This window comes from Marinobacter flavimaris (assembly GCF_002933295.1).
GTDB classification, from domain to species: domain Bacteria; phylum Pseudomonadota; class Gammaproteobacteria; order Pseudomonadales; family Oleiphilaceae; genus Marinobacter; species Marinobacter flavimaris.
The window spans coordinates 339,281-362,546 of the sequence record NZ_PSSW01000002.1 but is presented as its reverse complement, the minus strand read 5'-3'; the positions used below and the strand labels follow the sequence as shown (position 1 = coordinate 362,546).

20 protein-coding genes are annotated in these 23,266 nt (G+C 58.2%); 9 read left to right on the top strand and 11 right to left on the bottom strand.

Features of this window, described 5'->3' with window-relative positions; genetic code table 11:
* Positions 1 to 39 precede the first annotated feature (39 nt).
* Entirely contained in the window at positions 40 to 489 is a 450-nt protein-coding gene (locus tag MDHKLMBL_RS05345; protein ID WP_104270282.1) for a hypothetical protein, read from the top strand.
* Here MDHKLMBL_RS05345 and recA read toward each other — a convergent pair.
* Together recA and pncC are read right to left on the bottom strand one after the other, a co-directional pair.
* On the bottom strand, positions 486 to 1,532 hold the full coding sequence (gene recA, locus MDHKLMBL_RS05340; protein ID WP_008170534.1) for a recombinase RecA: 1,047 nt from the start codon (positions 1,530 to 1,532) through the stop codon (positions 486 to 488). The genes MDHKLMBL_RS05345 and recA overlap by 4 nt on opposite strands.
* A gap of 164 nt (positions 1,533 to 1,696) precedes the next feature.
* A complete protein-coding gene (gene pncC / locus MDHKLMBL_RS05335) occupies positions 1,697 to 2,197 on the bottom strand; it encodes a nicotinamide-nucleotide amidase (RefSeq protein ID WP_104270281.1) in 501 nt (166 codons plus the stop codon).
* An 81-nt stretch (positions 2,198 to 2,278) separates the two neighbouring features.
* Between pncC and mutS the strand changes: the two genes are divergently transcribed.
* Together mutS and fdxA are read left to right on the top strand one after the other, a co-directional pair.
* Entirely contained in the window at positions 2,279 to 4,909 is a 2,631-nt protein-coding gene (gene mutS / locus MDHKLMBL_RS05330; protein WP_104270280.1) for a DNA mismatch repair protein MutS, read from the top strand.
* A 150-nt stretch (positions 4,910 to 5,059) separates the two neighbouring features.
* The gene (gene fdxA, locus MDHKLMBL_RS05325) at positions 5,060 to 5,383 is read left to right on the top strand and encodes a ferredoxin FdxA (RefSeq protein WP_008170541.1); all 324 of its coding nucleotides are present in this window, start codon (positions 5,060 to 5,062) and stop codon (positions 5,381 to 5,383) included.
* A gap of 71 nt (positions 5,384 to 5,454) precedes the next feature.
* Here the strand turns inward: fdxA and MDHKLMBL_RS05320 are convergent, their stop codons facing one another.
* The 6 genes from MDHKLMBL_RS05320 to MDHKLMBL_RS05290 all read right to left on the bottom strand — a co-directional run bounded on the left by MDHKLMBL_RS05320 (position 5,455) and on the right by MDHKLMBL_RS05290 (position 12,576).
* Positions 5,455 to 6,093 carry a LysE family translocator gene (locus MDHKLMBL_RS05320; protein WP_104270279.1) on the bottom strand — a complete coding sequence of 213 codons (639 nt, stop codon included), beginning with the start codon at positions 6,091 to 6,093 and terminating at the stop codon, positions 5,455 to 5,457.
* Positions 6,094 to 6,149: 56 nt separating this feature from the next.
* The gene (locus MDHKLMBL_RS05315; RefSeq protein WP_008170543.1) at positions 6,150 to 7,184 is read right to left on the bottom strand and encodes a hypothetical protein; all 1,035 of its coding nucleotides are present in this window, start codon (positions 7,182 to 7,184) and stop codon (positions 6,150 to 6,152) included.
* Positions 7,185 to 7,323: 139 nt separating this feature from the next.
* On the bottom strand, positions 7,324 to 8,274 hold the full coding sequence (locus MDHKLMBL_RS05310; protein WP_008170544.1) for a DegV family protein: 951 nt from the start codon (positions 8,272 to 8,274) through the stop codon (positions 7,324 to 7,326).
* Positions 8,275 to 8,384: 110 nt separating this feature from the next.
* Complete coding sequence (locus MDHKLMBL_RS05305; protein ID WP_008170545.1) at positions 8,385 to 9,218, bottom strand: metal-dependent hydrolase; 834 nt, start codon at positions 9,216 to 9,218, stop codon at positions 8,385 to 8,387.
* Positions 9,219 to 9,473: 255 nt separating this feature from the next.
* On the bottom strand, positions 9,474 to 10,850 hold the full coding sequence (locus tag MDHKLMBL_RS05295; RefSeq protein WP_041645090.1) for a solute carrier family 23 protein: 1,377 nt from the start codon (positions 10,848 to 10,850) through the stop codon (positions 9,474 to 9,476).
* A gap of 97 nt (positions 10,851 to 10,947) precedes the next feature.
* On the bottom strand, positions 10,948 to 12,576 hold the full coding sequence (locus MDHKLMBL_RS05290; protein ID WP_104270278.1) for an acyl-CoA synthetase: 1,629 nt from the start codon (positions 12,574 to 12,576) through the stop codon (positions 10,948 to 10,950).
* A 152-nt stretch (positions 12,577 to 12,728) separates the two neighbouring features.
* On the opposite strand from MDHKLMBL_RS05290, the gene MDHKLMBL_RS05285 reads away from it, so the two are divergent.
* A complete protein-coding gene (locus tag MDHKLMBL_RS05285; protein ID WP_104270277.1) occupies positions 12,729 to 14,243 on the top strand; it encodes a PAS domain-containing sensor histidine kinase in 1,515 nt (504 codons plus the stop codon).
* Positions 14,236 to 14,892: a response regulator transcription factor gene (locus MDHKLMBL_RS05280; RefSeq protein WP_053114771.1), complete on the top strand. Its 657-nt coding sequence runs from the start codon at positions 14,236 to 14,238 to the stop codon at positions 14,890 to 14,892. The genes MDHKLMBL_RS05285 and MDHKLMBL_RS05280 overlap by 8 nt, the downstream gene beginning before the upstream one ends.
* Before the next feature lie 6 nt (positions 14,893 to 14,898).
* Here the strand turns inward: MDHKLMBL_RS05280 and MDHKLMBL_RS05275 are convergent, their stop codons facing one another.
* Positions 14,899 to 16,314 (bottom strand): aminotransferase-like domain-containing protein, encoded by a 1,416-nt coding sequence (locus MDHKLMBL_RS05275; protein WP_053114770.1) that lies wholly within the window; start codon positions 16,312 to 16,314, stop codon positions 14,899 to 14,901.
* Positions 16,315 to 16,555: 241 nt separating this feature from the next.
* Between MDHKLMBL_RS05275 and MDHKLMBL_RS05270 the strand changes: the two genes are divergently transcribed.
* The 4 genes from MDHKLMBL_RS05270 (at position 16,556) to MDHKLMBL_RS05255 (ending at position 20,811) form a co-directional block, all read left to right on the top strand.
* Positions 16,556 to 17,359, top strand: coding sequence for a PhzF family phenazine biosynthesis protein (locus MDHKLMBL_RS05270; protein ID WP_104270276.1), 804 nt, complete (start codon positions 16,556 to 16,558; stop codon positions 17,357 to 17,359).
* A gap of 105 nt (positions 17,360 to 17,464) precedes the next feature.
* Positions 17,465 to 18,520: an NAD(P)-dependent alcohol dehydrogenase gene (locus tag MDHKLMBL_RS05265; protein WP_053114768.1), complete on the top strand. Its 1,056-nt coding sequence runs from the start codon at positions 17,465 to 17,467 to the stop codon at positions 18,518 to 18,520.
* 150 nt (positions 18,521 to 18,670) lie between these two features.
* Positions 18,671 to 19,852, top strand: coding sequence for a BaiN/RdsA family NAD(P)/FAD-dependent oxidoreductase (locus MDHKLMBL_RS05260; protein ID WP_104270275.1), 1,182 nt, complete (start codon positions 18,671 to 18,673; stop codon positions 19,850 to 19,852).
* 92 nt (positions 19,853 to 19,944) lie between these two features.
* Positions 19,945 to 20,811, top strand: a complete 867-nt coding sequence (locus MDHKLMBL_RS05255; RefSeq protein ID WP_104270274.1) for a patatin-like phospholipase family protein — start codon at positions 19,945 to 19,947, stop codon at positions 20,809 to 20,811.
* Here MDHKLMBL_RS05255 and MDHKLMBL_RS05250 read toward each other — a convergent pair.
* Positions 20,808 to 21,734 (bottom strand): universal stress protein, encoded by a 927-nt coding sequence (locus tag MDHKLMBL_RS05250; RefSeq protein ID WP_104270273.1) that lies wholly within the window; start codon positions 21,732 to 21,734, stop codon positions 20,808 to 20,810. The two genes, MDHKLMBL_RS05255 and MDHKLMBL_RS05250, sit on opposite strands and share 4 nt — an antisense overlap.
* A gap of 1 nt (position 21,735) precedes the next feature.
* Entirely contained in the window at positions 21,736 to 23,223 is a 1,488-nt protein-coding gene (locus MDHKLMBL_RS05245) for a SulP family inorganic anion transporter (RefSeq protein WP_008170564.1), read from the bottom strand.
* Between the last annotated feature and the right edge of the window lie 43 nt (positions 23,224 to 23,266).

Below are 23,266 nucleotides of genomic sequence, written 5' to 3'. Positions count from 1 at the left end.
TTGTAGCTGAAGAGCAAAGAATTTGGGCACCTGGAGAGTATGGATTCATTCTTAGGCCAGCTCAAACCGGAGGAAGACGCAGCAAGCACAGATGCTCATTATTTGAGCACCACGGAGGCAAAAATAGTCGATCTGTTACTAGGACTTTTAAACGATCTGAACCGATACCTTGCAAAGACTTCTGCTTACCATGGATTAGAAGGTGAACCGCGAAAGGAGGAGAAGTCGATGCGTTATCTCAACGGAAAAAAACTAAAGGCACTCTATCGTCGACTAAGATACAGGAGCTGGATCAAAAGCCAGTTGCAGCAGGCAGGCGGAGCAGATTACCTGGAGCGGCTCGAGGTCGATATTGGCGCTGAACCGGGTCACTTTCGGCGGGAGTTGGAAGAAAAGTTCATACCTGAAAAGAAAAGCGAAGGTAGCAAGGGCGCGACAGGCCTTAATTTACGCCTGCCGCCCCTATCGTCTTCGCCTGGTAAGGTTTAGAGCAGCTCGCCGTTGGCTTCTGCGGGCTCTTCTTTTGCGTCTTTCTTGGGTTCAGGCTTGGGCATCAACTTGTCCCGAACCTTGGCTTCGATCTCGTTGGCAATGTCCATGTTTTCTTCCAGGAACTTGCAGGCGTTGGCCTTGCCCTGACCGATCTTGTCGCCATTGTAGGCGTACCAGGCTCCGGACTTGTCGACAAAGCCTTCCTTGACGCCCATATCCAGCACTTCCGCCATGTGGTAAATGCCCTTACCGTACATAATCTGGAACTCGGCCTGCTTGAACGGCGGCGATACTTTGTTCTTGACTACTTTCACGCGGGTCTCGTTACCGACCACTTCGTCACCATCTTTCACGGCACCAATGCGGCGGATATCAAGGCGAACGGAGGAGTAGAATTTCAGCGCGTTACCACCGGTGGTGGTTTCGGGCGAGCCAAACATAACCCCGATTTTCATACGGATCTGGTTGATGAAAATCATCAGGCAGTTAGCGTGTTTGACATTACCGGTCAGCTTGCGAAGCGCCTGGGACATCAGTCGCGCCTGCAGACCCACGTGGCTGTCGCCCATTTCACCCTCGATTTCCGCTTTCGGGGTCAGGGCCGCCACGGAGTCCACGATGATCACGTCTACCGCATTGGAACGAACCAGCATGTCGGCAATTTCCAGGGCCTGCTCACCGGTATCCGGCTGGGACACCAGAAGGTCGTCCACATTGACGCCCAGCTTTTCGGCGTAAACCGGATCGAGCGCGTGCTCGGCATCCACGAATGCACAGGTTTTGCCGGCTTTTTGTGCTTCGGCAATTACCTGGAGGGTGAGCGTCGTCTTACCGGAACTTTCCGGACCGTAGATTTCGCAAATTCGACCATATGGAAGACCGCCAATACCCAGGGCAACGTCCAGGCCAAGGGAACCGGTGGAGACCGCAGGAATGGCTTCGCGGGGCTGATCGCCCATTTTCATCACGGCGCCCTTGCCGAACTGGCGCTCAATCTGCCCAAGTGCTGCGCTCAATGCTTTCTTGCGGTTGTCTTCCATCAGTGCAAACCCTCTGTCGCCTGGGCCGCCACCCTCAGGAAAAGGCTGGCAGCGAAATAGTGAATCGGGAATCTGTACAGCTCGAACAGCCCATTCCCTGTATATTTGAACAGTATTAAAACATAACCCGCAGAGGAGACCAACCCCTCCGGATGTGAAAGCCGTCAGACTTCGTCCACAAAATTGTTAACCCCTTGAAGGGCAAAGAGAACGGCCTGCCTGCGGACCTGATCACGATCACCCTCAAAGTGTTTTACCACGGCCACGGTGGAGGCCGGGCTGCTACCCCAGGCAAACCAGACGGTGCCCACAGGCTTGTCATCGCTGCCACCGCCGGGCCCGGCAACACCACTGATAGCCACGGCAACGTCAGCATCTGTCGCCACCAGGGCACCGGCAACCATTTCCCGCACCACCGGTTCGCTGACCGCACCGTGTTCATCCAGCGATTTCCGGGTTACGCCCAGAAGCCCCTGCTTGGCCTCATTGCTGTACGTGACCAGGCCACCCAGCACGTAGGCCGAAGAACCGGCACGATCGGTCAGTACCTTCGCAACCCAGCCGCCGGTGCAACTCTCCGCCGTCGCAACGGTACGGCCGGTTGTCAGCAGTCGTTCACCAAGGCGGTTGCCTGCATCTTCCAATTCCTGATCGCTGGCCAGCATAATGACCTCCTTCGTTTCATCACGGCGGTTATTTTCTTACAATTCACGCCTTCATCCAAAGCAAGGCTACCGGACCCGTTCATGTCAGCAGCTCAGACCGATCTTTCCAAGCACACCCCAATGATGCAGCAGTACCTGAAGATCAAGGGCCAGCACCCCAATGAACTGGTTTTTTACCGCATGGGGGACTTTTACGAACTGTTCTACGAAGATGCCAAGAAAGCGGCCGAGCTGATGGGTATTACCCTCACCGCCCGGGGCCAATCTGGCGGCAATCCGATCCCCATGGCCGGCATCCCCTATCACTCTTCTGAGGGCTACATTGCCCGGCTGGTTCGGGCAGGTCAATCCATCGCCATCTGCGAACAGATCGGAGATCCTGCCACCAGCAAGGGTCCGGTTGAGCGACAGGTGGTGAGGATCGTCACACCGGGGACCCTGAGCGACGACGCCTACCTGGAGGATCGACGGGACAATCTACTGGTGGCTATCTATAACCATCGGGAGCAGTTCGGTTTTGCCTCGCTCGATATTTCCAGCGGCCGTTTTGCCGTGTCGGAGCTGGAAAACCTGGAGGCCCTGCAGGGCGAACTGCAGCGCCTGCGTCCGGCGGAAATCCTGATCAGCGAGGATTTTCCCTACGAGGACGTTCTGGAGGGTTTCACCGGAATACGCCGTCAGGGGCCCTGGCTCTTCGAATCCGATACGGCCCGCAGGGTTATTACCCATCAGCTTCAGGTCAGGGACCTGACAGGTTTCGGCTGCGAGGAACTCAATCTCGCCGTCTGTGCCGCGGGCTGCCTGCTGCAGTATGCCAAGGAAACCCAGCGTACCGCCCTGCCCCATATTCGCAAGCTGACCCGCGAACGGCGCGATGAAGCAGTCATCCTGGACGCGGCCAGCCGTCGCAATCTGGAAATTGACACCAATCTCATGGGCGGCCACCAGTATACCCTCGCCTGGGTCATGGACCGCACCGCCACATCCATGGGTGGACGGGAACTCCGGCGCTGGCTGAATCGGCCGCTTCGGGATGTGGAAATCGTCCGCCAGCGTCAGCAGGCGGTATCGGCACTGCTGGACGGGTTCCACTATGAGCCGGTGCACGATCTGCTGAAAGCTGTTGGCGACATTGAGCGCGTGCTCGCACGGGTCGCCCTTCGTTCGGCCCGCCCAAGAGACCTGGCGCGGCTTCGGGATGCCTTCCAGGCCCTGCCGGACCTGCAGGAAACCCTGAAACCGGTCAATTCCCACCACGTCGTCAGGCTGGCGACCATCATTGGGGAATACCCGGAACTGGCGGATCTGCTGGAGCGCGCCATCATCGACAATCCCCCGGTCGTGATCCGTGAAGGCGGGGTCATCCGGGAAGGCTTCGACGAGGAGCTGGACGAGCTGCGCAACATCAGCGAAAACGCCGGCCAGTATCTGCTGGATGTCGAAACCCGGGAGCGGGATCGCACCGGTATCAGCACCCTCAAAGTAGGTTACAACCGGGTCCACGGCTACTACATCGAAATAAGCCGGGCCCAGTCCGATCAGGCGCCGGTGGATTATATTCGCCGGCAGACCCTGAAAAACGCCGAGCGATTCATCACGCCGGAACTCAAGGAGTTCGAGGACAAGGCCCTGAGTGCCAAGAGCCGGGCCCTGGCCCGTGAGAAAGGCCTTTACGATGACGTACTGGAAACCGTCGCCGGGCAACTTGCGCCACTTCAGGATGCCGCGCAGGCACTGGCAGAACTGGATGTGCTGAGTAATTTTGCCGAGCGCGCCACCTCTCTGCGCTTTTCCGCGCCGGAGTTCAGCGAATCCCCGGGTTTTGACATTGAGGAAGGGCGCCATCCGGTGGTTGAACAGTTGCTGGACGAGCCCTTCGTACCGAACGATCTGCTAATGGACACCCAGCGCCGCATGCTGGTGATAACCGGCCCGAACATGGGCGGTAAATCCACCTATATGCGTCAGGCCGCGCTGATTGCGCTGCTCGCCTACACCGGCAGTTTCGTGCCCGCCAACCGGGCAGTGATCGGCCCCGTGGACCGGATTTTTACCCGCATGGGTTCCTCGGACGATATCGCCGGCGGCCGCTCCACCTTCATGGTGGAAATGACCGAAACCGCCAACATCCTGCACAACGCCACCGAGCACAGTCTGGTGTTGATGGACGAGGTTGGTCGTGGCACCAGCACCTTTGATGGCCTGTCCCTGGCCTGGGCTACTGCCGAACACCTTGCCCGGGAGATACGCTGCTACACGCTGTTTGCCACCCACTATTTCGAGCTGACCCAGCTGGCCGATGAGCTGCAACATGCCGTAAACGTCCATCTGACGGCCACCGAACACGATGACAGCATCGTGTTCCTGCACAACGTGCATGATGGCCCGGCAAGCCAGAGCTACGGTCTGCAGGTAGCAAAGCTGGCAGGCGTGCCACAGGATGTGATCCGTAACGCCAAAACCCAGCTCTCCCACCTGGAGGGCAGCGCTTCGCCAGCGGCGCCGGCAGCCTCGGCCGCCGAACAGGGCAACAACGCATCCCTGGCCAAGCCGGCAGCAAAGGTAAATGAATCCGTTTACCAGGGCGACATGTTCGCCAGCCTGGAGCCCAGCGCCGTGGAAGAGGCACTTAAAGACATGGACCTCGACGGACTAACCCCCCGGGATGCCATGAATCAGCTTTACGAACTGAAGGCGTTGATGAAGAAATAGCGAAGAATTGATCTGTGTAATAAGGTTATAGCAGTCGAACGCTTGCGGCTGTGCGGGTCGCTCCCTACAATATCGCGCACCAAAATATAACGGCAGCGCCCGACGGCGCTCCTGATGAGACTGACCGACCACTGGACCAGGGATCTGACTATGGCGTTTATCGTTACTGATAACTGCATCAAGTGTAAGTACACAGACTGCGTGGAAGTCTGTCCGGTAGACTGCTTCTACGAGGGACCGAACTTTCTGGTAATCGACCCGGACGAATGTATCGACTGCGCCCTGTGCGAGCCAGAGTGCCCGGCCGAAGCCATTTTCTCGGAAGACGAACTGCCGGCCGATCAGGTCCAGTTTGTTGAGCTGAATGCCGATCTGGCCGCCAAATGGCCGAACATCACCGAAAAGAAAGATCCACTGCCAGACGCTGAAGAGTGGGATGGCAAGCCGAACAAGCTTCAGTATCTGGAAAAGTAATCATCCGGAACTGGAACAAAAAAGGGAAGCCGAGGCTTCCCTTTTTCTTTGCCTGAAGTTCCGTGATTGCGTCAGGTGCTGGCCAGCTTGGCGCCCATGGCCACGAAAAACCCTCCCGTCAGGCCGTTCAGCGTTCGCTTTACACGCGCGTTTACACCAAGACTCCGAAACGTAACCACCACCCAGGCCAGACCACACTGCCAGAGCATTGCCAGCAGAAAATGCACACCGGCCAGCATCAGCGATTGCTGAAAGGCGTTGCCTGCCGGATCCACAAACTGTGGCAGCAAAGCCATGTAGAACAGGGCGGTTTTGGGATTAAGAACGTTGGATAGCAGGCCCTCACGAAAGGACACCGCCAAGCCAACCTTCCGGCGGGCGACCGCTACGTCCTTTGCCGCAGGCGCGTCACCCCGGCGAAGGGCCTGGCGCAACGAACCGATGCCGAGCCAGACCAGGTAGCAAGCGCCGGCCCACTTCAATGCAGAAAATGCCCAGGCGGTTTCCACCAACAGGAGGGAGATGCCCAGCGCCGAGAGCGTGGCATGAATGAACAGGCCGCTACAGATGCCGACACTGGTCACGCACCCATCCCGCAAACCGCCCCGGCCGGTATTACGCATCACCAGCAGGGTATCCACACCGGGCGTGATGGTGAGCAATGTAATGGCAACCAGATAGGCCCAGAACAGATCCGATATCAACGTCATGCCCTCTCAAAATCCTGAACGAAACCTTCCCCGGGGCCCTGCCGACAATCTCAGACTCAGGCCTCCTGCTGGAGAATCTTACGCGCAGCGGCGGACTTGTAAAATGGCGCAAGCCGCCGACGAACCAGGGCCTCAACATAGCCCTCTTCACGTAACACGTCTATAACCGGAATTGCGTAGGCATCTATCTCCGCCATAACAACCTCACGGCTTACCCCCATATCGCCCAGCAGGTCTGTAAGCGGGCGCTCGCCATATTTGTCGAACAGGTGGGAAACCACGGCCCGGGCACAGTTCTCAAAGTATCCGGTCTTGCGAAACTGCAGCCAGAACTCATAGCCAAGCACCACAAACTCCTGCAGCTGCACGTCTCCGAGCCCCTCGTGAAGCTCGGCAATGGTGCGATCCTCCAAAGACACCCAGGCGGCCATCACACTGTCGCGCAGCTCCTCATCAGACAGGGCACTGTGCAGGAATTGCTCACTGCGGCTGATCAAACCGGGCAGGCTGTCAGACAACCAGGCTTTCAGTCGACGCTCAAAGGTTTCATCCAGCCCCGGCACCGCCCGGTTGGCCATCCGCTTGCCAAATTTCATCATCGAACCAACGCCCGGCACAGACTTGGTGATCAGGTTATCCTCGTACAGGTAGTTCACCAGGCCGTGGTACACCACATTGGACACCAGCTCCTGATAGACCGGGTGCGCCATGATCTCGCTGATCACCCGTTCACGTTGCTGCCGGAGCTCCAGAGCTTCCTCCAGAAAGCCCGTGGCCTGTTCGCGGGTGATGATCTCGCCCAGGGTGGTCTTTGACTGCACATCGGCATTGAGCACCTCGGTGGCCATCTCCGCAGCCAGTTCCGGAATGCCTGCATCCAGTTCCATGTCCATAACGATACGCTGGATAACGCCCATCACCTGCTCTTCCGAGGTTATCCGGCCAAGGGTTATCTCGCCGGCATAATGCCAGAGCTCATCGAGCTCCTGCTCCAGGAACTTGCGCAGCTTTGCGCCCTTTAGAGAAGCCAGCTCATGTTTCACATGCTGCTCAAGCAGTTGGTTGGCGAGATCCGTTTTGCCTTTGGTCATGGCGTCAGTTGTCCTGTTGAAGAAATGAAACACACAGGCCAGAGGCTAACACGAACGAAACGCTGGCAGGTTTGCCAAAACTACAGGTGGAGAGGCGCGGCCGGGCCAGTATGATTCAGTCACGCACTCTGAGAAGGAGTTACTGAAAATCGTTGAAGGTGTGGGGTTCCGCAGCAAGTGCGAGGCAAAGACTGCCGGGGCCAACGTAGATGCTGCTGGTAATCCCCATCTGGGAGAGCAGCAGTTCCACACCATTGCGTTCGCAAGCATCGCGCAGTCGGTTGAGCCCGGGCAAATCCTCGATCTCCGTCCAGGTAAGACCACAGGACAGGCTTACATAGGGTGTCAGAAGCCCGGCTTCGACACGGGCAGCGGCATAGTTCATCACCTTTTCCACGGCCACGTCGAAACTCCGGGTTTTGGCCGCGGGCTGGCCCTCGGCCCCTTGCCCGAAGATAACCGGCGTAATGTTCAGTGCTTTGCCCAGGAAGGCAACCAGCGCCGATACACTCTTGTCGCCACGCCGCCGTGCCCGTTCACGGATGTAGTGCAGATCCCTCGGAATGACGCAGGTGTAGATCTTGTCGCTGAAGGTTTCCACCTCATGGCGCAGGGCATTCTTGGACACATTCTGGCCGATCAGCTTGAGCGTGTGGGCTGCCAGCAGGCCCTGGCCGGCAAAAATCTGTTTACTGTCGATCACACGCATAAAGAACCGGCCATCACGACCGGCGGCTTCCCGCGCACCTTCGTAATTCGCCAGGACACTGTTCATAGCCTCGGTGGCATTCTGGAAAATCAGGCTTCGGGATTTCGTGACCGTCTCGCAGATAGCAATATCGAACTGGGTGACGATCTTCTCCATGAACAGATCGTGTATCTGCTCTGCGGTGAAGGCGCGGGTTTCCGCCTGATGTCCTTTCTGCAACAGGCCGCTCTGATAGAACTCCTGGGTCCGAACCGGATCATGCTTGTCTATGTAGGTCTGGCCATCGATTACAGCGGTTACCGGCAGCACGAACAGGTCGTGCTTGCGGCTGAACTCATAGGGTAAGTCGCACGCAGAATCGACGATCAAACCAACTCGCATGGTGGGCCTCCAGCTCCGGGTAGCTTCTCGAACGGAAGCCCCCTTTATTGTCGTTATTCTTTGTGCCGCACAGTTTTACACACCGCGATCAGAATTTCAGCAACCCGGCCCTATCGTGCTGCCGATGTCATATCCAGCTCACGGAGATTCTGCTCGAGCAGTTCGCGGTTATCCTGCTGCCAGGGGTGAAAGCCTTTACGGAAATACGCCAGGAATTCCGGCAGACACTTGCGGAGCACTCCGGGCTTGCCCCAGAGAAAATTAAACCCGCCAACCCAGGTGCGCAGGCTCCAGAGTTTGCCATCGGCCTTCAGCAGGCTACAGGTATTCAAAAAGGTGTACTTGAAGAAATTCCAGGTAACAAAGAGGAAGACGATCCGGCGAAGCTGTTCATTGCCGACACATTCCCGGTAAACATCAAAGGCGACGGATTTGTGTTCGGTTTCCTCAATCGCATGCCATCTCCAGAGCTTTGCCATGGTCGGCGTGGCGCCTTCCATCCACTCCGGGTGGCTCAGGATGGCATTGGCCAGGACGGCGGTGTAGTGCTCGGCGCCACAGGTACCTGCCAGTTGGCGGCTTGGTGGCAGTTTACCCACCCACTCCATATGCTTGCGGAACCGTTGGTCCAGGGCATCAATATCGTAGCCCCGGGCCTTCAGGGCCTCGTTGTAATCCTTGTGCTCCCTGCTGTGCAGGGCTTCCTGGCCAATAAATCCGCGGATCTCCGCTTTAAGCTTTGGATCCTCGATCTTGTCCCGATAGAGCCTTACGGCATTGATAAACTGCTGCTCGCCATCGGGAAATTGCAGGGAAAGGGCGTTGAAGAACGCGGTCCGGAAAGCATCGTTGCCATGCCAGAGCGTTTTCAGATCCTCGCTGACATCGAACCGCAGATGTCTCGGCTCAACGGACACCCCCTCGGGCGTGGAGCTGATGGTCATGACTGCCTCCTGTTTTTGTAGTGTTGTTATCAGTATTGAACAGCGGACAAAATTTCATCAGTTCTGGCAGTTTAAACCCGGAAACCGCGCGGAAGGAATACTTCAGGAGGAAAAATTAGACAAATTGTCACGAAATGACATTCTGTCAACGCCCATGCTCAGGGAAACATTCAGGCATAAAAAAGGGAGGCACGAGGCCTCCCAAGGACACACAGGGGGTCAACGCCTTCCGGTGCAGAGCCGGAAGACGCAGGTTTAGTGCTCTTCCGCGGCTTTCACGCCCGGCGCTTCCGGGTCGGCGGTAAAGCCAAGCAATTTGGTACGTTCAATCAGGAAATAGAGGACGGCGCCGGTGGCCAGGCCCCAGCCAGCGCCATAGACGGCCAGAACAACACCCATGGTGCCGGCAATGCCACGCTCGGTGTTATTCTCCAGCTGCTCCAGCCCTACCATCAGGCAGATATAGCCGGTCAGCAGCAGTGTCAGTGACAGGGCAATCGGCAGCACCGGTTGGAAGAAGCTCACCAGCGGCAGAACGAAAAGGGCAATAAAACCCGTAATCCAGAAAGTACCGCCGCCACTGTAGATGGAGTCCATGGCGTTACGACCGTACTTGTAGCGCTCGGCCATGGTGGCAGTGACAGCCGTCCAGATCGGGCCCGCCAGCCCCGGATAGGGTGCGAAGAACGCGTGGCCACCATTGCGGATAGCGGTTACCAGATGCACCCGGTCGATGCTGTTATCGATATCTTCGTCTTTGCGCAGATGATCAACGCGGTTCATCAATGACTGGCCGACCACGATATCGCCGAAGGCAATCACGTAGGCGATCACCGCCGTGGGAATGGCGTACAGGAAGACGTTGGCATCCGGGAATCCGACGGCGAACGGCAGGTAGTTCCACAGCTCATCAAACGCGGGTTTGGTGATGCCCCACTCCACATTGGGCACCTCGTATTCGCCAGTTGCAAAGCCAACCAGGATCGCAACCACCATACCCGGCACCATGCCGTAGTTGGCAATCTTGCGGGCGATTGAATTGCTTTCCACAAAACCTTTGAACGATACCGAGAACATCAGGTAGAGGCACACCAGGCCACCGATGATCAGGGAGATCGGCGTGTTGGCGAGACGGCCGCCTGCCTCAATCTCACCCATCAGGGCGGCGATACCGGCACCGATGATAATCCCGCCTTTCATGGAACGGGGAATCAGCTCCACCAGTTTGCTGCCCAGGCGTGTAATACCCAGAACCAGGAAGATAATGAACACCAGGAACTGCAGCGCGAACAGCGCCTGAATCGCCTCGGGGCCCGGCTCGTAGTCGCTCAGGAACAGCAGAACCACAGGAATCCCTGGCGTAATCCAGCCCGGCACCAGGGGAACACCCAGCAGTGCCGGCAGCATGAAACCGATGCCACAGATCACCACGTAAGCCAGAGCCACGTCGTAGGGCACACCCAGGTATTTCTCAAGAAGGGGAATCATGGCCAGGCTGACCACGAACATGATCAGAGCCTGCACCATCTCCGCGAACTCCCAGCGGTAATGAACGAACGGCAGACGAACCTTGAAGGGACCGGCCGGCCAGAACGGCTGCTCTTCCCCGTTCTTTCGGTGAAACATTTGCATAAAAAGGTCTCCGGGCTCACGCGGCGCGTGTGCCTGACAGCGTTGTTTTTTCTGGTTTAATTCGGCTGCGCCGGGGCCGGCGCAGCCGATCGGGGAATCAGTCCAGTTCTTTGGCCTGATCCCTCAGCACGAACTTCTGGATCTTACCCGTGGAGGTTTTGGGCAGCTCCGAGAAGACGATGGTCTTGGGTACCTTGAACCGGGCCAGGTGCTCGCGGCAGAAGTTGATGATGTCTTCCTCGCTGACTTGACCGGCTTCCGGCTTCAGGGTCACAAAGGCGCAGGGGGTTTCGCCCCACTTTTCGTCCGGCCGGGCAACCACAGCTGCCTCAAGCACAGCCGGGTGGCGGTAAAGGGTATCCTCAACCTCAATGGTGGAAATGTTCTCACCACCGGAGATGATAATGTCCTTCAGCCGGTCCTTGATCTCCATGTAGCCGTCTTCGTGCCATACAGCCAGGTCCCCGGTGTGGAACCAGCCACCCCGGAAGGCCTCTTCGGTGGCTTTGGGGTTCTTCAGATAGCCCTTCATCACCGTATTGCCGCGCAGGAAAATCTCACCGATGGTTTTGCCGTCTTTGGGCACTGGCTCCATGGTGTTCGGGTCGCCGACCATCGTGCCTGCCAGAGTGTGATAACGAACGCCCTGACGGGCCTTTTTCCGGGCACGATCATGCAGTGGCAGCGCATCCCACTCGGATTTCCAGGCACAAACGGTTACCGGGCCATAGACTTCGGTCAGACCGTAAACGTGAGTCACCTGGATGCCCATTTCCTCGATGGCACCAATGACCTGGGCGGGGGGTGCCGCGCCTGCTGTCATGGACTTCACGTCGTGATCAATGCCGGCCTTGGCGGATTCCGGCACGTTCAGCAATGCGTTAAGCACAATCGGGGCGCCACACATGTGGGTAACCTGATGATCCCGGATCAGCTGCAGAATCTTCTCGGGATCAACCCGGCGCAGGCAGACGTGGGTTCCTGCCATGGCGGTGATGGTCCAGGGGAAGCACCAGCCGTTGCAGTGGAACATCGGCAAGGTCCACAGGTACACCGGGTGCATGTCCATGGACCAGACTGCCTGGTTGCCGATGGCATTGATGTAGGCGCCACGATGGTGGTAAACCACGCCCTTCGGGTTCCCGGTCGTGCCGGATGTGTAGTTCAGGGAGATGGCATCCCACTCGTTGTCGGGGAAGCTCCATTGGAACGCCGGATCCCCCTCCTGCAGGAAGGCATCGTAATCCAGATCGCTGACCTGAACGCCCTCGCCGTACTCGGGATCGTCCACATCAATCACCAGTGGCTTGGTGTCCAGCCGGCTTACGGCGTCTTTGATCACCTCTCCGAATTCCCGGTCGGCAATTACAACCTTGGCCTCACCGTGTTCCAGCATGAAGGCAATGGCCTCGGCATCGAGGCGAACATTCAGGGTGTTTAACACCGCACCGATCATGGGCACCCCGAAATGGGCCTCCACCATGGCGGGAATGTTCGGCAGCATGACGGCAACGGTATCACCACGGCCGATGCCGCGCCCTTTGAGGGCCGAGGCCAGACGGCGGCAACGCTCGTAAGTCTGCGCCCAGGTGTAACGGATCGCCCCGTGAATAACGGCGGGATACTCCGGGTAAACCGTGGCGGAACGTTCGATAAAATCGATGGGGGATTGAACGGCGTAGTTGGCGTCAACGGGCGCCAGGCCTTGATCAAATATCGAGGTCATTGCGTGGTCCTCTTGAGTACTGTTGTTCTTATGGCGTATTCAGGAATATCGCTAAACTAGCTATACTTCGGGCTGGCCAGAATAGTATTGGATAGCATAAATACTAGAAACTATACCAACGTATTATAGTTAATTTACTATAACGATAAGCCATGAACGATTCTTCCACTCCAAGTGTATTTAGTTTGCACGACGCCGACCCGCAACCCGGATTGATCCTGGATGCGACAGGCAGCGTTCTGGAGGGCAACCTGGCCAGCCATCATCTTTGCCAGAACGCCAACCTGACCTCGCTGTTCCATCTGCTGCCGGTCAACGTTCAGGCGCTTGTGAAGTCGTCCCTGGAGCAGGAACGATCGATCGAGAATGTGGAAGCCAGAATTCCGGCAGACACCACCGAGCGTTTCCTGGTGTGGACGTTCGTCCCCGATATCGGGAGCTCGACGGTTCTGGCGCGGGCCAGAGACGCTACAGACGAAATCATCAACCGGGAAGAAGCGACCCGCTCCAACCGTCTTTACCGGCTGATTACCGAGAACACCACCGACCTCATTTCCCGCCATGCCCCGGACGGACGGTTTATCGATGCCACGCCCGCATCCTGGCGGCTGCTGGGCTACTGGCCGGAAGAACTGAGGGGTAAGCCCCTGGAAGAAATTTTCCGGGGCGATCAGGTGGTTCAGAAGCTGGCTGAAACCCGCAACCAGCTACGGGACGACGGCTACGCCACCATGACTCTGGAGATTATTCACCGGGACGGTTCCCGCCGCTGGTTCGAGATTGCCAGCAGGGCCATTCGGGAAACCTACACTGGCGCTGTGATTGAGGTCATCAGCGTATCCCGGGATATCACCGCCCGGGTAGAGTCCGAGGAGAACAACCGCAGGCTGGCCGACGAACTCGCCCACACCGCCAGGCTCGCCACTCTGGGGGAGCTTGCCTCAAGCATTGCCCACGAGATGAACCAGCCATTGGCCACCATCGTGAACTTTGCCAGCGCCAGCCAGCGCTATCTCAAAGGCGCCCGAACCAATCCCGAATGCCTCGATCGAGTGGACGACGGCCTCCAGAAGATTGTTCACCACGCCAACCGGGCCTCGGAGGTCATCAAACGTTTGCGAGCTTTCCTGCGCAAGGGCCAGAAGCGGACCGCACCAATCGCACTGAACGAAGTCGTCAGCAATGTCGCCCGTCTTTGCCAATGGGAGGCCGAGAAAAACAAGGTGCAGATCCGAGAGAATCTGGCCTGTTGTGCGCCCGTCATCACCGCCGACCCGGTGCTGCTGGAACAGGTGCTGATCAATCTGATCCGCAACGGTATCGAAGCCACTGTTGAGGCTCGCGGTGAGGACAACCCGGGCCCACACTCGCAGATCGCCATAACGACCTGCATCAACGATCAGAACGAAACCCTGATTGAGGTCATCGACGAAGGCCCGGGGCTCGACGCGCAGGGCATTCGCCAGATGTTCCAGCCGTTCTATACCAGCAAGCCCCAGGGGCTTGGCCTGGGGCTCTCGATGAGCCGTTCGATTATCGAAGGCTTTGGAGGCTTCCTGGACGCCAGGCCGGCAGCAACGGGCGGACTCTCCCTGATCTGCCGTTTCCCGGCCAGCCCGGGCCACAAGAACAGAACCTCGAACACGGAGATGCAGCCAGATGAGTGATCAAGCGACACCGGAAGCCACCACCGTCTATGTGGTTGACGACGACGCCGGCATGCTGGAATCCACCCAGTGGTTGCTGGAATCGGTCGGGTTGAACGTGGAAGCCTACAGCGACGGCCGGAAATTCCTGGATGCGGTTGGCAACAAGAAAGCGGGCTGCGTGGTTCTGGATGTGCGGATGCCCGGGCTGGGCGGCCTGAACGTTCAGGAGGAGCTTCAGAAGCGGGGGCTGGACCTGCCGATCATCTTTGTCTCCGGGCACGCCGACGTTCCCATTGTGGTGAGGGCGTTCAAGTCCGGGGCCTTCGATTTCATCGAGAAGCCGTTCAATGAACAACTGCTCCTGGACAGCGTCCAACAGGCGCTGCAGGAACATCAGCAGTCCGCTCCAGAGTTGCAGGGTGATGAGGCAACCGAAGCCCTGCTGGCCACCCTCACCCGCCGTGAACGGGACGTGTTCCTGCCACTGGCCCAGGGCTACACGAGCCGGGAAATCGCAGAACAGCTGGATGTCAGTGTCAAGACGATTGATCTCTACCGGGCACGAGTCATGAAACGCCTGGGCGCCGATCGCTTGCCGGATGTGACCGGCACCGCCATTGCCGCCGGCCTTCTCGATCCGCTGGACATGCGTGGCGAGAAAACCTGAACGGCACTAACGCGCCGCAGACTGGACGTCGTGCGCCAGCACACCCAGCCTGGCCACGGCATGCTCGATGCGCTCACTCCAGGGGTTGGCGCTGTTCAGTCTCAGGCAATTGTCGTATTTGTCGGCGGTTGAGAACATCAGCCCCGGCGCCACGTTGATATCCTCCGCCCTGGCCCTGTGGTAAACCTCGGTGCCGGAAACGCCGTCGGGCAACTGGACCCATAGCACAAACCCACCCTGGGGACGGCTCACAGCCGTACCTTCCGGGAAGGCCCTGGCCACAGCAGTCCGCATCCGTTCGGTGGCTTCGCGATAGTGCTGCCGGGCTGAACGGAGGTAGCGATCATAGCCGCCCTGCTCCAGAAAATGCGCTACCGCCATCTGTGGAATCGATGACGTGGCCAGATTGACGAAATACTTGTGCTGCCTGGCGCTGGCCATATGCCGCCCCGGCACCATCCAGCCCAGCCGGAGGCCCGGTGAAATAGTCTTCGAAAACGAACTGCAATAAATCACATTGTCCGCCCGATCAAAGGCCTTGGCCGGTTTCGGCCGGTCCCCGGTGTGATGAAGGTCGCCGTAGATGTCGTCCTCGATCAGCGGAACAGCCGCTGCCGCCAGCATGGAGACCAGCTGCTTCTTGCGCTCGTCGGACATTTGCGCACCCATGGGGTTGCTGTGATTGGTCACGACCACACAGGCTTTGAGGGGCCACTGTTCCAGGGCCAGTTGCAGGCCTTCAAGGCTCAGACCCTCGGAAGGATGCGTTGGAATTTCAATGACCTTCAGCCCGACCACTTCCAGAGCCTGAAGAATGCCCGGGAAAGACGGCGATTCTACGGCCACAATATCTCCGGGCTGGGTTACCGCTCTCAGCGCCAGTATGATCGCCTCCTGGGCGCCATTGGTGGCAAGTACGTCGTCTGGCGTCACCGGCACACCGAGGGTGGCCATCCGCTGGGCGATCTGCCGGCGGAACGATTCCTTGCCGGGAAAGGCATAGTCCAGGGTTTCCAGACCCCGGCGTGCCGCCCAGAGCGTGCTGTGCTGGATCTGGCGGAGCGGCAGGTAATCCGGGTGGGGGATCGCCGTGGCCAGCGGTACCATGCGCTTCTGTTCGTCCGCGCACAGGTCCAGGGCCATCTCCCTGGCACTGACTGGAACCGGACGGCTTCGGTGCCGGCGCATAACAGGCTCGGGGGCGTCCACAGTGGGCAGCCGTACGAAGTAGCCGCTACGTTCACGGGCCTGCAGAAAACCCCGCGCCTCCAGCGTCTGGTGTGCCTGGAGGATGGTCGAGATGCTAACCCCGAACTGCCGGCTCAACTGTCGCACGCCCGGTAGCCGTTCGCCGTCCCGGTACACGCCTTCATGAATCAGCCCCTGAAGCTGATCCGCGACCTGGTTGTAGAGAATGCCCATTGCCCGCCCTCGCCTGCGAAGCTTCATCGTGATAATGATCTATTGCACCAGAACCCGAGCTGTTCGGTGCAGTACAGATTGCTTCCGATATGACCAGTACAGATCTCACCAAATGCATTCTGTACCGGTTCAAAACCAGATTATCTGAATCTGTTATGGCAGTCAGATCTTTTCCTACAATAGGCTCGAAATCAGATGATATTTCCAAACAGGCCAGCGCTTTAAAATAGGAGAAGAGACCGTGACTTTACCCATCTATCAGGTTGATGCGTTCACCAGCGAGGTGTTCGGTGGCAACCCGGCCGCGGTCATGCCGCTGGACCAGTGGCTGCCAGATAACCTCATGCTCTCGCTTGCCGCGGAGAACAACCTCTCCGAAACAGCCTTTTTCGTGCCTCTTCCGGCCGGCGAGGACGCGGATTTCCATATCCGCTGGTTTACTCCGGGCACAGAGGTACCACTGTGCGGCCATGCCACCCTGGCCAGCGCCTGGATCATCTTCAACAAACTCGGCTGGGACAGAGAGCAAATCCGTTTACGCTCCAAAAGCGGCCCACTCTCCGTCCGGCAATCCGACGACGGCTGGCTGGTACTCGATTTCCCGAATCTGGCCTACGAGAAACAGCCCACGCCGGCCCTGATTCGGGAAGCTCTGGAAAGCGCGCCTGATACAGCGTTTTTTGTTCCAAACGACACCAATTACATGGTGGTCCTGAAGGACGAAGACGCTGTGCGGTCTGCGCAACCGGATCTGCGCAAATTAAAGCAACTGGGCAACCAGGGGCTGATCATCACCGCACCTGGCAACAACTGCGATTTTGTCAGCCGCTATTTCGCGCCTGGCGCCGGCATTGATGAGGACCCGGTTACCGGTTCCATTCACAGCGTGCTGGTGCCTTACTGGTCCGAACAACTGGGCAAAACCGAGCTTGAGGCTCGGCAGATTTCTGCCCGGGGCGGTGTACTTCGCTGCGAGTTAAAGGGGGATCGCGTCGACATTGCCGGCCAGGCAGCCTTCTTTATGGAAGGCGCCATTCATTTGTGAGGCACACTTGCAGAGTGCAAATGAAAAAACCGACATGGTCGCCGGTGATAGCTCTGACGGTCAGTTTCGTAAACTTATCCTCAATTCTTAATCAGAGGCGAAGTGATGACAGCAACCAAAGCATTTGCAGCACAGTCACCAACGTCCGGCATGGCACCTCATACCATAGACCGCCGGGATCCACGTCCCGATGACGTTGCGATCGAGATCGACTACTGCGGGGTCTGCCATACCGACATTCATTTTGCACAAAACGACTGGGGGATCACCGAGTATCCGGTTGTCCCCGGCCACGAAATTGTGGGGCGGGTCACGGCCGTTGGCCCCGAGGTCAAAAGCTTTAACGTAGGCGATGTCGTCGGCGTCGGGTGCATGGTGGATTCCTGCCGTACCTGCTCAGCTTGTGAAGCAGGTCTGGAGCAGTACTGCAGCGAAGGCATGACTTCCACCTACAACGGCCAGGACCGCCACGATCACTCCATCACCTTTGGCGGCTATTCCGAGCGTATCACCGTCAGCGAACGGTTTGTCGTTCGCATTCCGGAAAAGCTGGATATCAAGGCCGCTGCGCCTCTGCTTTGCGCCGGCATCACCACCTACTCGCCGCTGCGCCATTATGGCGTCAAAGCGGGCCACAAGGTCGGTGTTATCGGCATGGGCGGCCTCGGTCACATGGGTGTTAAATTCGCCCGGGCACTTGGCGCGGAGGTGACCATTTTCACCCGCTCCGAGAGCAAGGTTGCGGAAGCGAAAAAGCAGGGTGCCGATCATGTAGTGATCTCCACCGATGAAGATCAGATGGCCGCAGCCGCTGAAACCTTTGATTTCATGCTGGACACGGTTCCGGTCCAGCACGATCTGAACCCTTACCTCAACTGCCTGAAGCACGATGGCACTCACATACTGGTTGGCCTGCTGGAGCCGGTAGAGCCACCCGTAGAGGCTGGCGCCCTGGTATTCAAGCGCCGTGTTCTGGCCGGGTCGCTGATCGGTGGCATGCCGGAAACCCAGGAAGTTCTGGATTTCTGCGCAGAACACGACATCAGCTGCGACGTGGAGATGCTTGATATAAACAACCTCAATGAGGCCTACGAGCGCATGAAAAAAGGCGATGTGAAGTATCGCTTCGTGATCGATATGCACACCCTGAAAAACGGGTAACTGCAAAGGCGACCGGGCCCCACGGGCCCGGTCTCTGATTCCTTCTCATCCCGCCACTTCATACGTGGTTACCCCGGCACCACAGACGCCAGCCCCCCATATCCGTATAATTCGCCCACTCAATGTTCGTACCCGGTTTGTGGTTACCCCATGCCTTCACACTACGATGTCATTATTATCGGCGCTGGCGCAGCAGGCCTGATGTGCGCGGCCACTGCGGGCTATCGCGGCCGCAGCGTGCTGGTGTTGGACCACGCCAATAAACCCGGCAAGAAAATCCTGATGTCCGGCGGCGGACGCTGCAATTTCACAAACCTGAACAGTACGCCGGCCAACTTCCTTTCGGATAACCCGCACTACTGCATTTCTGCGCTAAAGCGCTATACCCCCCAGGACTTTCTGGAACTTGTAGACCGCCACGGCATTGAACATGAGGAAAAAACCCCTGGTCAGTTGTTCTGCAAAGACAGCGCCAAGGACATTCTCAATATGCTGCTGACCGAATGTGAGTGGGCGGGCGCGGACGTGAGAATGAAGACAGCGGTCGACCGCATCACCGAAACCGACAGCGGCTACCGCTTGCGCGTCGGCTCCGGTGACCTCACCTGTGAATCCCTGGTGATCGCCACCGGAGGCCTGTCGATTCCTACCATGGGCGCCACAGCGTTTGGCTACCGGGTAGCCGAGCAGTTCGGCCTGGAAATCCTTCCTACCCGCCCTGGACTTGTGCCCTTTACCCTGCAGCCGGAATTGAAAGAACAGCTCGCACCATTGTCCGGTGTCAGCTGCCCTGTCGATGTCCAATGCCACGACCAGCACTTCCGGGAACCCATGCTGGTCACCCATCGCGGGCTCAGCGGCCCGGCCATGCTCCAGATTTCCAGTTTCTGGGAGCCGGGCGACAGCCTGGCCATCAACCTGCTGCCGGCCTGTCAGATCAAGGACGACCTTTTGGACCTGCGGAAAACCCGGCCACAATCCACCGTTGGGCACTACCTGGCCCAGCACCTGCCAAAACGGTTTGCCCAGGCCCTTAACGAACTACACGGCTGGACCGGCCCGTTGCAGGGCTACAAGAACAGCGATATTGAACAGGTTGCCGACGTTCTGGGCCAATGGTCGATCAAGCCGGCTGGAACCGAAGGTTACCGAACGGCAGAGGTTACCCTTGGCGGCGTCGATACGCGCCAGCTGTCATCCAAGACCATGGCGGTGCTGGAACGTCCAAACCTGTATTTTATCGGTGAGGTAGTGGATGTCACCGGACACCTCGGTGGGCACAACTTCCAGTGGGCCTGGGCATCGGGTGTGGCGGCCGGCAGCAGCGCCTGACCGTTCATCCGACTCCACAATCCGGCCGTAGAACTGGTAACCTGAGTCCATGTATTGGCCTTGCCGGAGAACACGACAGACAGGGGGAACGGATGCTCCAGAATACCAATAATACCACCAGCAACGCCCTTGTCGTCGAAGGCGGCGCCATGCGCGGCATCTTCGCCGCAGGTGTACTTGATGCCTTTCTTGAAAAGCGGTACCAGCCTTTCACCGAAGCCTGGGGCGTCTCCGCCGGTTCAACCAACCTGATTGGTTACCTCTGCGGCCATCACGGCCGGAATCACAGGGTGATTACCGACCACGCCTGTCGGCCGGAGTTTATAAACTGGGGGCGATTCTTCCAGGGCGGGCATTTGTGCGATGTTAACTGGCTCTGGCACCAGTCCTACCAGGAGGTGCCACTTGATCTGGACCATTACCTGTCTGGCACCACAAAACTCTGGGTAGCAACCACGTCGGTCATGACGGGCGAGGCCCGGTATTTTTGCGTCGACGATCACAACATCCACGATGTGCTCACGGCCTCATGCTCCATTCCCCTGGCCTACCGTGACTATCCGAGCGTCGACAACGAGCCCATGAGTGATGGCGGAATCGCTGATTCCATTCCGGTTGTAGAGGCCTACCGCCGGGGTTCGCGGGACATCACCGTCGTGCTATCCCGGCCGCTGGGCTATGAGAAAAAGCCGTTGGCGTTTCCGGCGCTCACCAGGCGTATGTTTCGGGAGCAACCGGGACTTGCCGAGGCACTGATCCATCGGGGCGAACGATACAATGAGACGCTGTCGTTCATTCAAAATCCGCCGGACGACTGCCGGCTTCGGATCATTGCGCCACCGGAAGATTTTCCGGTAAGCCGTTTAACGACCGACCTCAACAAACTGGATCTGGGGTATCAGCAAGGCCACCGCGCCGCGATGGCCTATCTTGCGGAATTGGCCCAGGAAGTGGCCTAGCGAAGGACGACCAGGGGCTTTCTGGCGGTTTCCAGCATCCTGGTGGTTGTACTGCCCACCAGGAACTGACGGATGCGGGAGTGCCCGTAGGCGCCCATCACCAGAATGTCGATATCATGTTCTTCCTGGTAAGCGTGCAATGTGGGTTCCACATCACCGGCGCGGATCGCCAGAGTGATCTCGGATTCCAGCCCCGCCAGCATTTTCTCGGCTTTTTTGAGCTGCTCCCAACGGTCATTGGTATCCGCTCCAACCATCACCAGATGCAGTGGCATGCCTTTGAGAACCGGGCTGCCGGCCAACAATTCCACACCCTTGAAGGCCGTGGCACTGCCGTCGAATGCCAGCATGGCACTGCGAGGCTGGGTGTACTCATCCGGCACCAGGAGAATCGGGCGATGCATGCTGCGAATCACCGTCTCCAGCTGGCTGCCAATGTGAGTGTCACGCTCCGAGCTGCTCTCACCGTGCAGCCCCATGACCAGCAGCCGGGTCTGATTCTCCAGCGCCAGCAGGGACTCGGTCAGGTCCCCATGTCGCTGTCTCTGCACCACGTCTGAGATGCCCGCTTCGCCAACCCGCTTTTTGGCTTCATCCAGCATGTAATGCCCGTGTTCGAGGGCCAGCTTGGCACGTTTTCGATCCAGCTCTGCGAGGTCCTCCAGCAGCTGTTCACGACTGCCAAGGCCGATGCTTCCGGCCAGATCCGGCTCTGCCGGATAACGCTCTTCATCAAGCACGTGCAACAGCATCATGGGGGTTTCCATGTGCTTGCTGGCCCAGCTGGCGTAATCGCAAACTGCGGGAGCGGCCTGGGAGCCATCAATACAGGCAACTACTCGTAACATCTCAACCTCGCCTTCATGATCCTTGTGATTTTTATTCTGACTGCGATCGCTGTTGGATTCCCTGGTCTGTGTCATGTCAGTGCCCCATCAGCTGGTCAACGGCGTCCGGCTTGTCGTGCACGCCAAAGCGGTCAACGATCGTGGCACTGGCTTCATTCAGCCCGATCACCTCAACCTCCGAGCCTTCACGGCGAAACTTGATCACGGCCTTGTCCAGGGCACCCACTGCGGTGATATCCCAGAAATGCGCGCGACTCAGGTCGATCACCACATTATCGACTGCTTCCTTGAAATCAAAGGATTCCATGAATTTTTCCGAGGAGCTGAAGAACACCTGACCCACAACGCGGTAGGTGCGGGTGTCGGTGGTTTCATCCAGCTCGGAGGTCACCAGCATGTAGTGGCCCACCTTGTTGGCAAAGAACAACGCCGCCAGCAGCACGCCGGCCAGAACACCGAAGGCCAGGTTATGGGTGGCAACCACGACAATAACGGTTACCAGCATCACGATGTTGGTGGAAAGCGGATGCTCACGCAGATTACGAATCGAATCCCAGGAGAAGGTACCAATCGACACCATAATCATCACCGCTACGAGGGCCGCCATGGGGATCTGGACCAACACGCTATCCAATAGCAGCACCATAACCAGCAGGAAGAGACCGGCCGTGAGGGTGGAAAGCCGGGTCCGGCCGCCGGATTTCACGTTGATAATGGACTGGCCGATCATGGCACAGCCGGCCATACCACCGATCAGGCCGGAGCCGATGTTGGCAATGCCCTGACCCTTGCATTCACGGTTACGGTCGCTGGTAGTGTCCGTCAGGTCGTCCACGATGGTGGCCGTCATCATGGATTCCAAAAGCCCCACAATGGCCAGCGGAATCGAGTACGGCAGGATGATCATCAGGGTTTCCAGGTTCAGAGGCACATCCGGCCACAGGAATACCGGCAGGGTATCCGGCAAATCGCCCATGTCCCCAACCGTCCGGATGTCCATTCCGGTAACCACGGCAACGGCCGTCAGAACGACGATGCACACCAGGGGCGAAGGCAGAACCTTGCCCACAACGGGTAGCAGGGGAAACAGATAGATAATTCCCAGACCCGCGGCTGTCATTGCGTAAACGTGCCAGGTGACGTTGGTCAGCTCGGGCAACTGCGCCATAAAGATGAGAATGGCCAGGGCGTTCACGAAACCGGTCACCACCGAGCGAGACACGAAGCGCATCAGGCTGCCAAGCTTCAGATAACCGGCAATCAGCTGCAGCACGCCTGTCATCAGGGTTGCGGCCAGCAGGTACTGCAGGCCATGCTCTTTCACCAGCGTCACCATCAACACCGCCATGGCTGCGGTTGCGGCAGAAATCATCCCGGGGCGCCCGCCCACGAAAGCGATGATCACGGCAATACAGAAGGAGGCATACAGCCCCACTTTGGGATCGACTCCGGCAATGATCGAGAAGGCAATGGCCTCCGGAATCAGTGCCAGCGCCACAACGATACCTGCGAGTACATCGCCACGAATGTTCGAAAGCCAGTTGGCTTTAAGGGAATTCACCATGATTTCGGGGTTCCAGCTTGCTACGAATTCAAAGGTCGCGAAG

What these genes read in the sequence shown, in the direction of transcription:
- MDHKLMBL_RS05345 (WP_104270282.1), top strand. Translation starts at nt 40, where the DNA reads ATGGATTCATTCTTAGGCCAGCTCAAACCGGAGGAAGACGCAGCAAGC.
- recA (WP_008170534.1), bottom strand. Translation starts at nt 1,532, where the DNA reads ATGGAAGACAACCGCAAGAAAGCATTGAGCGCAGCACTTGGGCAGATT.
- pncC (WP_104270281.1), bottom strand. Translation starts at nt 2,197, where the DNA reads ATGCTGGCCAGCGATCAGGAATTGGAAGATGCAGGCAACCGCCTTGGT.
- mutS (WP_104270280.1), top strand. Translation starts at nt 2,279, where the DNA reads ATGTCAGCAGCTCAGACCGATCTTTCCAAGCACACCCCAATGATGCAG.
- fdxA (WP_008170541.1), top strand. Translation starts at nt 5,060, where the DNA reads ATGGCGTTTATCGTTACTGATAACTGCATCAAGTGTAAGTACACAGAC.
- MDHKLMBL_RS05320 (WP_104270279.1), bottom strand. Translation starts at nt 6,093, where the DNA reads ATGACGTTGATATCGGATCTGTTCTGGGCCTATCTGGTTGCCATTACA.
- MDHKLMBL_RS05315 (WP_008170543.1), bottom strand. Translation starts at nt 7,184, where the DNA reads ATGACCAAAGGCAAAACGGATCTCGCCAACCAACTGCTTGAGCAGCAT.
- MDHKLMBL_RS05310 (WP_008170544.1), bottom strand. Translation starts at nt 8,274, where the DNA reads ATGCGAGTTGGTTTGATCGTCGATTCTGCGTGCGACTTACCCTATGAG.
- MDHKLMBL_RS05305 (WP_008170545.1), bottom strand. Translation starts at nt 9,218, where the DNA reads ATGACCATCAGCTCCACGCCCGAGGGGGTGTCCGTTGAGCCGAGACAT.
- MDHKLMBL_RS05295 (WP_041645090.1), bottom strand. Translation starts at nt 10,850, where the DNA reads ATGCAAATGTTTCACCGAAAGAACGGGGAAGAGCAGCCGTTCTGGCCG.
- MDHKLMBL_RS05290 (WP_104270278.1), bottom strand. Translation starts at nt 12,576, where the DNA reads ATGACCTCGATATTTGATCAAGGCCTGGCGCCCGTTGACGCCAACTAC.
- MDHKLMBL_RS05285 (WP_104270277.1), top strand. Translation starts at nt 12,729, where the DNA reads ATGAACGATTCTTCCACTCCAAGTGTATTTAGTTTGCACGACGCCGAC.
- MDHKLMBL_RS05280 (WP_053114771.1), top strand. Translation starts at nt 14,236, where the DNA reads ATGAGTGATCAAGCGACACCGGAAGCCACCACCGTCTATGTGGTTGAC.
- MDHKLMBL_RS05275 (WP_053114770.1), bottom strand. Translation starts at nt 16,314, where the DNA reads ATGGGCATTCTCTACAACCAGGTCGCGGATCAGCTTCAGGGGCTGATT.
- MDHKLMBL_RS05265 (WP_053114768.1), top strand. Translation starts at nt 17,465, where the DNA reads ATGACAGCAACCAAAGCATTTGCAGCACAGTCACCAACGTCCGGCATG.
- MDHKLMBL_RS05260 (WP_104270275.1), top strand. Translation starts at nt 18,671, where the DNA reads ATGCCTTCACACTACGATGTCATTATTATCGGCGCTGGCGCAGCAGGC.
- MDHKLMBL_RS05255 (WP_104270274.1), top strand. Translation starts at nt 19,945, where the DNA reads ATGCTCCAGAATACCAATAATACCACCAGCAACGCCCTTGTCGTCGAA.
- MDHKLMBL_RS05250 (WP_104270273.1), bottom strand. Translation starts at nt 21,734, where the DNA reads ATGACACAGACCAGGGAATCCAACAGCGATCGCAGTCAGAATAAAAAT.
- MDHKLMBL_RS05245 (WP_008170564.1), bottom strand. Translation starts at nt 23,223, where the DNA reads ATGGTGAATTCCCTTAAAGCCAACTGGCTTTCGAACATTCGTGGCGAT.